This is a genomic window from Planktothrix sp. PCC 11201, from assembly GCF_900009135.1.
Lineage (GTDB): Bacteria > Cyanobacteriota > Cyanobacteriia > Cyanobacteriales > Microcoleaceae > Planktothrix.
The window spans coordinates 143,343-155,359 of record NZ_LT797709.1 but is presented as its reverse complement, the minus strand read 5'-3'; the positions used below and the strand labels follow the sequence as shown (position 1 = coordinate 155,359).

Here is a 12,017-nt window from a genome sequence, read left to right as displayed (position 1 = left end):
TAGGGGTTTGGTCTCCAAACCCAGGCGCAAAGAGGGTTTGGAGACCAAACCCCTACAGGTTTTTATCACAAATCCTACACGGATTGCTATAGCAGTCGCGCCCAAAAGTGTTTGATAAAGACTGATGCAGCCAACCTTGACTGGTGAAACCTGTTCTCTGTTACCCGTTCCCTGCTATAGACAAAACTATGTCAAATTTAAAAGCGATCCGTGATCGCATTGATTCGGTTAAAAATACCAAAAAAATCACAGAAGCAATGCGTCTAGTTGCTTCAGCCAAAGTGCGTCGTGCCCAGGAACAAGTCTTGGCCTCCCGCCCTTTTGCCGATCGATTAGCCGGAATTCTTTATGGGTTACAATCCCGTTTGAAATTTGAAGAAGCAGATTTACCGCTACTCAAACAACGGGAAGTCAAAAAGGTCGGATTATTGGTGATTGCTGGTAATCGGGGCTTGTGCGGTACTTATAATAGTAGCGTGATTAAACGGGCTGAAACTCGCGCTAAAGAGTTAGAAGCCGAGGGTGTTGAATGCACCTATTTGTTGGTAGGACGCAAAGCGATTCAATATTTCCAAAGACGGGATACTCCTATCCGCGCAACGGTAGAAAATCCTGAAAAAAATCCAGCCTTAGATAGAGTTCGGGATTCTGCGGACAATCTTCTGGATTTATTTTTATCCGGGGAATTGGATAGAATTGAGTTAATTTATACGAAATTTGTTTCGTTAATTGCTTCTCGTCCGGTGATTCAAACCCTGTTACCCCTTGATCCTCAAGGGTTGGAACCTCAAGATGATGAGATTTTCCGTTTGACGACTAAAAATGGTCAATTTGAAGTCACACGGGAGAAAGTCAAAAATACTCTGACGGATTTACCCAGAGATATGATTTTTGAACAAGATCCGGCTCAGATTTTGGATGCGTTATTACCTTTGTTTTTAACTAACCAATTGTTACGCGCTTGGCAAGAATCTATTGCCAGTGAGTTAGCCGCCCGGATGACGGCGATGAGTAATGCCAGTGAAAATGCTGGAGATTTAATTAAATCTCTGACTTTATCCTACAACAAAGCTCGTCAGGCTTCCATTACCCAGGAACTTCTGGAAGTGGTGGGTGGTGCAGAAGCTTTGAAGGGTTAATCTTTGATTCAATATTGATTTTCAGGTGGGTTTACGAAATTTGTAACTCACCTTATTTTTTTTAGACTTACGCACAATTCCAAGAAACCGGGTTTCTGACCCTGATTTATAGGATAAAATTAACGTGAGTTCGACTGAGGGTGATAGCGTAGCCACCGCTTGTCGGCATCGCACATCAACACGCACCATCAACTACCCTACACCCAAAAGAGCGATCACACCTTAACTCCCCTAAAAAATCATGATAATTTTGTAGTCATCTGATACAATGACTAGAAGTCAATCACATTATGATTTAATGAAAAACTTTTATGAAGCTTAAAAAATTAGAGTATGAAGATAAAGAATACCAATGGAAACTTAATTTTATTGAATTTTCATCTAATCTTAATTTGTTAGTTGGTGTATCTGGCGCTGGTAAGACACAAATACTGAAGGCAATTAATCGTCTTAAAATGATTGCTAATGGAATTTCTCTAAATGGAGTTTGTTGGGATGTAACATTTGTAACTCAGGACGAGAATTTATATCGTTGGCGTGGGAAATTTGAAACTAGACAAAATAATATAATTATAAAGACTGATTCTGATGAAGAGGATCAATGTAAAATTATATATGAATATTTAGCTAAAAATGAAAAATCTATAATTGAAAGAACACAAGAAAAAGGGATAATTTTTCAAGATCAATTATCTCCTTTTAAATTATCTCCTTTCAAAAGTATAATTGAACTACTAAGTGAAGAAGAAAATATTAAGCTAGTACAACAAGAATTTGATAAAATCATAGAAACCGAATCAGCTAAGTATTTAGACAACGAAGATATTTTAAGACTTCCTACTCATATTTTGAAAAAATATGAAAATTGTGATTTGTCAGAAATTAAAAATACTGAATTGCCATTACCAATTAAATTGGCGTTAGTTTACAGATATATACCGGAAACTTTTAATAGAATTAAGTCAGTATTTATAGAAATTTTTAAGAAAGTTGAAGACATCAAAGTTGAACCTTTTAATCAGGATGAACTTCCTTTAGCTTTAGCTGATATTTTAAAAGAAGCTATTCTTATAAAAATCAAGGAAAAAGATATTGAACTTTGGATTAGACAACATAATATATCTTCAGGAATGTTCAAAACGTTAATGTATATTAGCGAATTATATTTATCTCCTGATAACTGTGTTATCCTAATTGATGAATTTGAAAATAGTTTAGGTGTTAATTGTATTGATAGTGTAACGGAGTTAATTTTAGAAAGGGAAGATTTGCAATTTATGATTACAAGTCATCATCCTTACATAATTAATAATATTAGCCCTAGATACTGGAAAATAGTTACTCGTCATGGAGGCTTAGTAACTGTTAAAAAAGCAGAAGATTTTCATATTTCTGCATCTAGGCAAAAAGCTTTTATTGATTTAATTAATATTCTTGAAGATGAAGAAGATTTGGAGGATTAATGAATATTTATTTTTTAGTAGAAGGCGATACAGAAAAAATAATTTATCCCGAATGGCTGAAATATTTAATCCCTGAATTGAAAAAAGTCAGCTACCATGATCAAGTACAAAAAAATAACTATTATATTATTAGTGGAAAAGGTTATCCTAAGATTTTACACGATCTTATTGATAATGCAATTGATAAAATTAAGGAAACAAATAATTATGACTATTTAGTTCTTTGTGTAGATGCTGATGAAGAAACTGTAACTGAAAGGCAAGATTATATTATAAATTATATACAAGAAAGTAATATAAATTTAGGTAAGACACAACTTATAATTATTATCCAAAATCGTTGTCTTGAAACATGGTTACTTGGCAATCGAGAAATATTTTTATACCCAAAAAATCCTACTTCTTTGAAATTGCAATACTCAGGCTATCCTTTATCAGATTATGAAGAATATTATGATGTATCTCAATTTGATCCAGAATTAATGGGTAATTTTGATACCATCCGATATAATCATGCTAAATTTCATGAAAGATACTTAAAAGCTCTATTTTTAGCTAACAATACTACATATAAAAAAACAAAACCAGGTAATGCAGTGAAAGAATTTTACTTGAAAGAAATAATTAAGAGAGTTGAAACAACTAATCATTTAAAAACATTTGAATCTTTTCTAAATTTTTGTAAAATGATTAAAAACAAAATTGGTAGTGATCTAAATATAGAAAAAACTATAGAGTCAGTCTTAACCGACCCACCCCAATAATTATACTGACCTAAAGCCCCCTCTAACTTGGGCATGAGAGAATCAAAAAATATCAGAATCTTAGGTAGAACCTAGAAACGAGGAGATTAAGATTAATTGTTTTTATTATAGTCTTTTGATTGCGCTGAAGCACAACAATGAGGTTTATCAAATTTGTTCTAAGTTTAGGGTGAATTTAGGTAAAATATTTTCTCCTGATAATGTTAAGGGATTTTCTAATATTTCTACTTCTTGATTGGGTCGATAAATTTCTACAGTTTTGGTTTGAGGATCGATTAACCATCCTAAAAAAGTTCCGTTTTCTCGATATTCTTTCATTTTAGCTTGAAGGTTTTTTAGATTATCACTCGGAGAACGTAACTCAATGACAAAATCGGGACATAAGGGTAAAAACTTTTGACGTTGTTCGGAAGTTAAATTATGCCATTTTTCTAAAGATATCCACAACACATCGGGTGAACGATCTGCACCATTAGGAAGTTTAAATCCGCCTGAAGAATCAAAGACTTTGCCTAATTTATATTGTTGATTCCAGATCCAAAGTTGTGCCGTTAATCCAGCATTTCGATTACTTGTTTCTCCACCTGCGGGTGACATAATTACTAATTCTCCGTTGAAATTGCGTTCAAATCTTAAATCTCGGTTATTCTGACAAAGTTGAAAAAACTGTTCATCGGTCAGATCAATAGTTTCTAAGTTTAAGGTGAATTGGGTCATGGTTATTCATCTTAGGGTAATTTGATATTAAAATAATTATAAGCGATCGCTATTTTTTTCAACTATAATAAAAAACAATCCTCCTAACGGAGATGCAATCATGTCTATTGTTGAAGCACAAATTCAAACGCCAACACTTCTCGATGAAGTGCAATTTCCGCCCAGTGATTTATTAAGTCAGGAGCCACCTTTGGAAAGCGAACTCCATCTCCGCCAAATTCTACTTTTATTGAACTCTTTAGAATGGTTATGGCAAAATCGAGATGATTTCTATGCTATTGGAAATCTGACTATTTATTATAGTCAGCGTCAAAAAAAATCAGAGGAATTTCGCGGGCCAGATTTTTTTGTAGTCCTTGGAACAGAACGTAAACCGCGTAATAGTTGGGTAGTTTGGGAAGAAGATGGCAAATATCCGAATGTGATTATTGAAATGTTATCAAAAACAACGGCGGATACGGATAGAGGACTGAAAAAAGAAATCTATCAGGATGTTTTCCGTACTCCTGATTATTTTTGGTTTGATCCTAATTCTTTAGAGTTTGCAGGGTTTCATATTGTTGAGGGTCAATATCAACCGATTTCACCGAATGAAAACGGGTGGTTATGGAGTCAACAGTTAGAACTATTTTTAGGAGTTTTTGAGAATAAATTGCGATTTTTTAATTCTGGAGGTGAACTGGTTTTAACTTCTGAAGAAGTCGCAAAAAATGAAACTCAACGTGCTGATAAGTTAGCAGCTAAACTCCGAGAATTAGGAATTGATCCTGAACAGCTTTAAACCCGTTTTTAAGTTGGGTTAACGGATAGAATAACCCAACTTTTTGATTTTTATTAAAATAATTTAGGTTAATAAATTACAGATTCAGCCCTGAAGGGCTTACTACCAAAGTTAACTGAATAATTCATTAATGCTAATGCTAAATCCTAATAAAATAATTTGTGTATTAATAATATCACCGGATTTAAACGCCCAGGTCTGATTTTCAGTAATAATTAAAACGCGATGATTCTCAGGAAATACTAACCACACTTCCCGACAACCGGACTCTAAATATTCACTGGCTTTAGCAAATAAATCCTCCGCCGCATCACTCGGAGATGCAATTTCAGCTAGAAGGGGGGGACTTTGGGGTAAGGTGGGAAACTCCCCAAACTCTGTTAATAATTCCGGTGTGAGATAGGAAACATCAGGACGTCGCCCTTGTTTTAAGGTGCGACAGGGAAGTTCGACCATTGTTTCTCCCCCTTGTCCCGACTCATTGATGTAATTTCTCCAGTAAAAGTCTAATCTCGATTGAATCCGACTATGTTTAATGGTCATTCCGATTTTCTCCACCAATTGTCCATCCACCCACTCTTGATGATCGGGAGGATTTGCGATAAAGTCTTCTAGGGAAAAGGTTTCAGTTTCGGTTACAGTTGCGATCGCCATATTCATTGATTCGCCTTTGCAGGACTGACAAATATTATTATATAAAATTTTGAGGATATAATGTGATCAGATCTTAGTTTTACTCAACATATTATGTGAGAATATACATCATGCTGGCACATCGTATTGAAGCAACAATCACAGATAATAAAACACTAACCTTAGAAAATTTACCCTTTGATTCGGGTGAGGAGGTAGAAATTATTATTCTGTCTCGACAGGGGAAGGGATCTGAACAAAAAAAATATGCTTTGCGTGGAACAACTGTAGAGTATCTTGAGCCGATGAAACCCGTAGCTCAAGAGGATTGGGAAGTTATACAATGATTTTACTAGATACCCATATTTGGGTGTGGTGGGTGCATGACAATTCTCAACTCCCACAGGATTATAAGCAGTATATCCAAGAGCAAGAATTTCAAGGCTTAGGTATCAGTATAATTTCCTGTTGGGAGATTGCGAAGTTGGTTGAACGAAGTCGGTTAATGCTACCTTGTCCTGTGGATGAATGGCTGGATCAGGCACTAATTTATCCCGGAATAAGTCTTCTAAATCTAACGCCTAGAATTTGTGTAGAATCTACTCAACTTCCGGGTAATTTTCATCGAGACCCAGCAGATCAGATTATCGTTGCCAGTGCCAGGGTTTATGATTGTCCTTTAGTGACAATGGATAGTAAAATTTTGGCTTATCCTTATGTCGAAAACCAGCCTTGATCTACTCATCAACAGCCTTTTCATAACCTAAATCCGGGAGTAAATCCGGTTGTTGATAAGCCTTTACTGCCAAGCGATCGCAACATTCATTTTCTTCATCTCCCGAATGACCTTTCACCCAAAAAAATTGCACTTGATGTTGTTCTGATATAGTGAGTAATCTTTCCCACAAATCAGGATTTTTAGCCGATTCTTTTTGACTGCGTTTCCAATTATTTTTCTGCCATTTCTTCGCCCATCCTTTATTCATCGCATCAACTATATAGCGAGAATCCGTATATAAATTAACCGCACAGGTAAATTTCAAGGCTTCTAATCCGACAATAGCCGCGATTAATTCCATGCGATTATTAGTGGTGAGTTGATATCCTCCCGATAATTCCTTGCGGTGGGGGCCAGACATTAAGACCACGCCATATCCTCCTGGCCCGGGATTGCCACTACAGGCTCCATCGGTATAAATTGTCACCTCTTTTAAACCGTCATTCATAAACTAATCCCTAAAACCCGACAGATGACCATTGTGGCGCTATCATAAACAATAAATATACATTAAGTTTTGTAAAGAGCCTTGACCGCCAGTATTAGAAGACTAGAACCCGTTACTCAACCCACAGCTTGGCATCGTCTTAAGTGTCGATGGCAGGGGGATGAAGCCATTGTGAAACAAGGACTACCCCATAGTCAACTTTCTCCCCCTTGGCAAATTCTAATGCTGGGCGATGGTTCTCCGACTCGACATCTGCAACTTTTGACGGGGGAACCCACAGAGGTTGATGTGATTGATATGTCAGCCATTGGTTTGAGCACGGATAACGCCCCAGAACAGATTTTAGCGGTTCCTGGCCCCCGTGTCCGCCGTCAAGTCTGGTTAAGAACCGCATCGGGACAACGGTTAGCCTACGCCACCTCTTGGTGGGAAGCCAGTCACGTTGATGAATATTTACAAAACCGATCTTTGCCCATCTGGGCGAGTTTAGCACGGTTGCGAACGGAACTTTATCGGGACGTGCAGGGAATTTATTATGGGGATAGCAAAGCCTTAGAATTAGCCTTTGGAGAATCCGGGCCGTTTTGGGGACGTCATTATTTATTCTGGCATCATGGCAAACCCTTAACCCTGATTTATGAAGTTTTTTCTCCCTATTTAACCCGATATTTAGGAGAAACTGGAGAGGTTTAATTCTGCTTAATTTTCTCAGAATAGCGGAAATAAAAATCACAGAATTGCTCAAAGGGCAGAGGAGGACTAATCAAATACCCTTGAATAAAATCACAACCTTGTTGAGTTAAAAACTCTCGTTCTAACTCCGTTTCTACCCCTTCAGCAATGACTTTAAAATTCAGTTGACGGGCTAGTCGAATAATCGCAGAAACAATCGCTGAATTTTTATTATTTTGCGTAATATCTTTAATAAAACAGCGATCAATTTTTAAAATATCAAATAAAAAGTTTTGAATATAACTTAAAGAAGCATAACCCGTGCCAAAATCATCAATGGCAATTTCGATGCCCAATTCCTGTAACTGTTTAAATTTTTCTAAGGTTAAATTAATATTATGAACTAGCACACTTTCGGTTAATTCTAATTTTAATCGCTGGGGTTCTAAACCTGTTTGTGTTAATATTGATATCACATCGGATACGAAGTTCTCATCTTCAAGCTGTTGAGCCGAAATATTAACCGCAATTTCCATGGCTGCAAGTCCCACCTGTTTCCAAGCAACCGCTTGGGTGCAAGCAGTTTTTAATACCCATTTCCCTAAAGGCACAATCAAACCTGTATTTTCAGCAATCGGGATAAATTCAATCGGCGAAATATTCCCCTTTTCAGGAGATATCCACCGAATTAATGCTTCTGCACCAACAATTTCCTCGGTTTTTAAATCTATTTGAGGTTGATAGTAAAGACTGAACTCCTGATTTTCTAGGGCTTGAGCGAGTTCAAAATCTTGTTTTTTGAGCAATGAAATTCGAGATTCTTCTAATTGATTGACTTTTCGTTCTAATATTTCTAAAATCCCATAGAGTTCCAAAGGATCTAAAACCTGAACTAAATTACTCTCGGTGATAATTCCTTGTAATTCTCCCCGTTCATTGACAACTACTAATCTGCGGATTTTATGTTTTTGTAAAATTTGTTGTGCTGTTGATAGAGATTCTGTAGATTGAATTGAAAATATAGGAGAACTCATCACCGCTTCGGCGGTGAGATTTTGTAAATTAAGTTCCAAGGCTTGCAGTTGTAAAATATCTCGTTCGGTGACAATTCCGACGGGGTAGAATGTGCCTTCTTGTTCAACCACAACCACAATACAACTAATATTATATTGAGCTAAAATTGTCGCAATCTCACGAATAGAAGTTAAGGGATCAACTGTAATAACCTGACGAGTCATCACTTCTGAAACTTGGCGAAACCTCAAAAAATGGTGATGATTTAAAACCTGTCGCAAGCTGCTTAATGTGATTAACCCTAAAACTTGTTTCTGTTCATTCAGAATCGGTAAGTGACGAATTTGAAAACGACGCATCATATTATGAACCACAAATACATCCGTAAATTCTTCACGGTTTAAGGTAATTACGGGTTGTGTCATAATCTGTTTAACCGTTATTTGAGACAGATTTTCCGCTTGAACAGCTAATTTTACCGTATCTCTTTCGGTTAAAATGCCCACTAATTCTTCATCTTCCATCACCAATAGACATCCGGGAGGCTGAGAATAAAAAGTTAAATTTTCAGTCGGATGGGGTAATTCGGGGATTAAGCACTGTTTTGTATGGGTTTGATTCATGATCATTAATGCTTCCAACAGAGGCGTATCCGGTGTTACGATCGCACAAATAGGAATAATTGCATTTTGAAGATTAATGATTTCATCTAGCATGGTAAAACTCATGTAATTTTTTGAATTTGAGTTCAAGATTAATCTTATTACCTATGGATCAGAAATTTGAGATACCGATCAAATCCGATCACTATAGTAACGTGGGGTATAAACCCATGTTTTATATCCTTGCTGAATCATCCGAGTTTTACTTGATCCGATTAAAATAACTGTCCGCATATCGGCATCTTCAACAGTTAATTGTTCTAGGAATTTGATCGTCACAGTTTGCCCTTTTCGTCCTAAATTACGCGCTAAAATAATTGGGGTTTGGGGCGATCGCCACCTTAATAAAATCTCTTTTGCTTGGGAAAGTTGCCAAGTCCGATCCTGAGAAACTGGGTTATAAAATGCGATCGCTAAATCCGCCTCTGCCGCTAACTCAATTCGCCTAGCAATGGTTTCCCAAGATTTAAGAATATCGGATAACGAAATTGTACAAAAATCATGTCCCAAGGGCGCGCCCACACTCGCCGCCGCCGCTTGCATGGCTGAAATTCCCGGACACACTTGAATCTCCAGGGTTTCCCATGCTGGTTTTGCCCTTTTTTCTAATACCTCAAACACCGCCGCCGCCATCGCATAAATTCCCGGATCACCGGAAGAAACGACCACCACCGACCGACCTTGAGCCGCTAAATCTAAAGCCATTTCCGCCCGATCTAATTCCACCCGATTATCCGATTCACGGCGAATAATTTCCGGTTTCCGCAGAAATTCTACTAAATCTAAATAGGTTTTATAACCCACCCAATCCGTTGCGGTTTCCAGCACCTCTCGCACCTCTGGAGACATCCAACGGGCTGCACCTGGCCCCGTTCCCACGATCGCTAATTTGCCAGGATTTAGCCCGGTTTCTGGCTGGGAAATAGGGTTTTCTGACCCTAGGATAGTGGGGTAAAAATCCTGTTCCTCCTCCGTTGATTTTCCCTGATCCAACAGATAAACCAAACAATTTAAACTCGGTTTTGCTAATGCCAAACTATTATAATCTCGAATCTCAATAGTTAATTTCCCATCGGTGGCAAAGGGTAACTGACTCTTTTCTAACCAGTCGGCTGCACCGATTAATTTTACTGTTTCACCCGCCAACAAATCAGCAATAAAAGTTTTAGCATCATCGGGATTAACTAATTGATAACCCGCAGGGGGAGATAATAATGTAGTTTTAAATCTAATCTCGCCACTGGTGGTAATTGCCGGGGAAATTTGCAGGGCTGAGGCAATTTGACGGGCTAAATCATTAACTCCTTGTAAACCCCCCAATAAAGGCACAACAGCACTACCATCTTCCGCGATCGCTAAAACCGCAGGTTCGGTATTTTTATTCATCAATAAAGGAGCAATTGTCCGAATTAAAATTCCCGCCGCACAAACTCCAATTATCGGTGTTCCGGTTTGGAATAATTCTCGCACCGTTTCCCCAAAATTTGTATAGGTTAAATCCGCCGATTGAGTCCGATGAATTAAACCATAAATCATGGATGAACCGATTACCCGTTGAATTTCCCGAGCAACTTTTATACTGGTTTCTGTTAGAATAATAATAGCGGGTGGTTTCATTGGGGTTGGGTGGTACTCGGAACTAAAATTAATGACCAATAGGTAACGGCTTCGGGATCAACTTCAGTAATCGGAATAATTTTTTGATTCGGTAAAGTCGCTCTTTCGATATAAAGGGCGCGATTTAATAATCCTAATTCCAGCAAAATATCCCGAACTTTCGCAAAATGTCGGCCTAATTTAATAATAGCAGCAGCGTCAACTTTGGAAAGGCGATCGCGCAAAATGTCCGCTTCCAATGTGCCGGGCATAATGCTAAAAACATCATTGCGATAGGTGATCGGCACGCCCAACATGGCGGCACTGGCCATCACCGAAGAAATTCCGGGGACAACTTCAATGGCAAACCGCCCCGCGAGGCGATTAAAGATATACATAAAACTGCCATACAGCATGGGATCGCCCACACAGAGCACCGCCACATCTCGCCCCAGACTCAACTGTTCGGCAATCTTGTCGGCCGCGATATCATAATAGGGTTGGGAACTGCGCTCCACACTAAAGGGGAGGGGCATGGGAATTTCAATTTGATCGGGGCGAATAAAATCAGCCACGATCGCCCGGGCCAAAACCTTGCCATTTTCTAGGGTCGGATAGGCAATGACCGGGACAGTGGTTAGAATGCGGTGGGCTTTGAGGGTGAGTAATTCGGGATCTCCCGGGCCAATACCCAATCCATAAAGTCGTCCTAAGGGGCTCATAATTCGTTTTCCTTTGCTAAGGCGTTGACTGCGGCGGCGGCGATCGCACTTCCCCCCCGCCTCCCGTGTAGGGTGATAAAGGGAACACCGCGACTATTGGCGGCTAATTCGGCTTTTGATTCTTCTGCCCCCACAAACCCCACGGGAAAACCCAAAATTAGGGCGGGTTTTGCTATTCCTAAATCCAGTAATTCCAGTAAGCGAAATAGGGCGGTGGGGGCATTACCAATGGCAATGACAGCCCCGGCTAAATCCGGTTTCCATAATTCCAAAGCCGCGGCCGATCTGGTATTATTAATTCGATGGGCTATTTCGGGAACCTCTGGGTGATTCAGGGTACAAATAATCTGATTATTTTGAGGTAATCTCTTGCGGGTAATCCCATTAGCAACCATCTGAGAATCACAAAGAATTTTAGCCCCATCAGCTAGGGCATCCCGTCCGATTTTTACCGCATCGGATGAGGCTTCTAAATCCTTAACAATATCGGTCATTCCACAGGAATGAATCAAACGCACGGCTACATGAGCTAAATCCTCCGATAGATTTTCTAAGGGGGTTTCAGCGCGAATCATCGCAAAGGATTTTCTATAAATATCGTCACCATTTCGCAGGTAATCTAACATAT

14 protein-coding genes are annotated in these 12,017 nt (G+C 38.7%); 7 read left to right on the top strand and 7 right to left on the bottom strand.

The window, feature by feature from the left end; all coding sequences use genetic code 11:
- Positions 1–188 precede the first annotated feature (188 nt).
- From PL11201_RS19300 to PL11201_RS19290, 3 genes are all read left to right on the top strand, one after another.
- On the top strand, positions 189–1,139 hold the full coding sequence (locus PL11201_RS19300) for a F0F1 ATP synthase subunit gamma (protein WP_079680514.1): 951 nt from the start codon (positions 189–191) through the stop codon (positions 1,137–1,139).
- A gap of 311 nt (positions 1,140–1,450) precedes the next feature.
- Positions 1,451–2,602, top strand: a complete 1,152-nt coding sequence (locus PL11201_RS19295; protein ID WP_079680513.1) for an AAA family ATPase — start codon at positions 1,451–1,453, stop codon at positions 2,600–2,602.
- Positions 2,602–3,366 (top strand): DUF4276 family protein, encoded by a 765-nt coding sequence (locus PL11201_RS19290; protein ID WP_079680512.1) that lies wholly within the window; start codon positions 2,602–2,604, stop codon positions 3,364–3,366. Before PL11201_RS19295 ends, PL11201_RS19290 begins: the two co-directional genes overlap by 1 nt.
- Before the next feature lie 147 nt (positions 3,367–3,513).
- Here the strand turns inward: PL11201_RS19290 and PL11201_RS19285 are convergent, their stop codons facing one another.
- The gene (locus tag PL11201_RS19285; RefSeq protein WP_079680511.1) at positions 3,514–4,083 is read right to left on the bottom strand and encodes a Uma2 family endonuclease; all 570 of its coding nucleotides are present in this window, start codon (positions 4,081–4,083) and stop codon (positions 3,514–3,516) included.
- Between the two features lie 100 nt (positions 4,084–4,183).
- Between PL11201_RS19285 and PL11201_RS19280 the strand changes: the two genes are divergently transcribed.
- The gene (locus PL11201_RS19280) at positions 4,184–4,864 is read left to right on the top strand and encodes a Uma2 family endonuclease (RefSeq protein WP_079680510.1); all 681 of its coding nucleotides are present in this window, start codon (positions 4,184–4,186) and stop codon (positions 4,862–4,864) included.
- A gap of 111 nt (positions 4,865–4,975) precedes the next feature.
- On the opposite strand, the gene PL11201_RS19275 is transcribed toward PL11201_RS19280, so the two are convergent.
- Positions 4,976–5,518, bottom strand: a complete 543-nt coding sequence (locus PL11201_RS19275) for a Uma2 family endonuclease (protein WP_079680525.1) — start codon at positions 5,516–5,518, stop codon at positions 4,976–4,978.
- A gap of 110 nt (positions 5,519–5,628) precedes the next feature.
- On the opposite strand from PL11201_RS19275, the gene PL11201_RS19270 reads away from it, so the two are divergent.
- Positions 5,629–5,844, top strand: coding sequence for a hypothetical protein (locus PL11201_RS19270; RefSeq protein ID WP_079680509.1), 216 nt, complete (start codon positions 5,629–5,631; stop codon positions 5,842–5,844).
- Positions 5,841–6,233, top strand: a complete 393-nt coding sequence (locus PL11201_RS19265) for a type II toxin-antitoxin system VapC family toxin (RefSeq protein WP_079680508.1) — start codon at positions 5,841–5,843, stop codon at positions 6,231–6,233. The genes PL11201_RS19270 and PL11201_RS19265 overlap by 4 nt, the downstream gene beginning before the upstream one ends.
- A gap of 1 nt (position 6,234) precedes the next feature.
- Here the strand turns inward: PL11201_RS19265 and rnhA are convergent, their stop codons facing one another.
- Positions 6,235–6,723: a ribonuclease HI gene (gene rnhA / locus PL11201_RS19260; protein ID WP_079680507.1), complete on the bottom strand. Its 489-nt coding sequence runs from the start codon at positions 6,721–6,723 to the stop codon at positions 6,235–6,237.
- A gap of 93 nt (positions 6,724–6,816) precedes the next feature.
- Here rnhA and PL11201_RS19255 point away from each other — a divergent pair, with 93 nt between their 5' ends.
- Positions 6,817–7,416 carry a chorismate lyase gene (locus PL11201_RS19255; protein ID WP_234996778.1) on the top strand — a complete coding sequence of 200 codons (600 nt, stop codon included), beginning with the start codon at positions 6,817–6,819 and terminating at the stop codon, positions 7,414–7,416.
- On the opposite strand, the gene PL11201_RS19250 is transcribed toward PL11201_RS19255, so the two are convergent.
- The 4 genes from PL11201_RS19250 to PL11201_RS19235 form a co-directional block, all read right to left on the bottom strand.
- Complete coding sequence (locus tag PL11201_RS19250) at positions 7,413–9,125, bottom strand: EAL domain-containing protein (protein ID WP_159451564.1); 1,713 nt, start codon at positions 9,123–9,125, stop codon at positions 7,413–7,415. The two genes, PL11201_RS19255 and PL11201_RS19250, sit on opposite strands and share 4 nt — an antisense overlap.
- 78 nt (positions 9,126–9,203) lie before the next feature.
- Entirely contained in the window at positions 9,204–10,688 is a 1,485-nt protein-coding gene (cobJ, locus tag PL11201_RS19245) for a precorrin-3B C(17)-methyltransferase (protein WP_079680504.1), read from the bottom strand.
- Entirely contained in the window at positions 10,685–11,389 is a 705-nt protein-coding gene (gene cobI / locus PL11201_RS19240) for a precorrin-2 C(20)-methyltransferase (RefSeq protein WP_079680503.1), read from the bottom strand. The genes cobJ and cobI overlap by 4 nt, the downstream gene beginning before the upstream one ends.
- The gene (locus PL11201_RS19235; RefSeq protein ID WP_079680502.1) at positions 11,386–12,015 is read right to left on the bottom strand and encodes a precorrin-8X methylmutase; all 630 of its coding nucleotides are present in this window, start codon (positions 12,013–12,015) and stop codon (positions 11,386–11,388) included. The genes cobI and PL11201_RS19235 overlap by 4 nt, the downstream gene beginning before the upstream one ends.
- Positions 12,016–12,017: the final 2 nt, after the last annotated feature.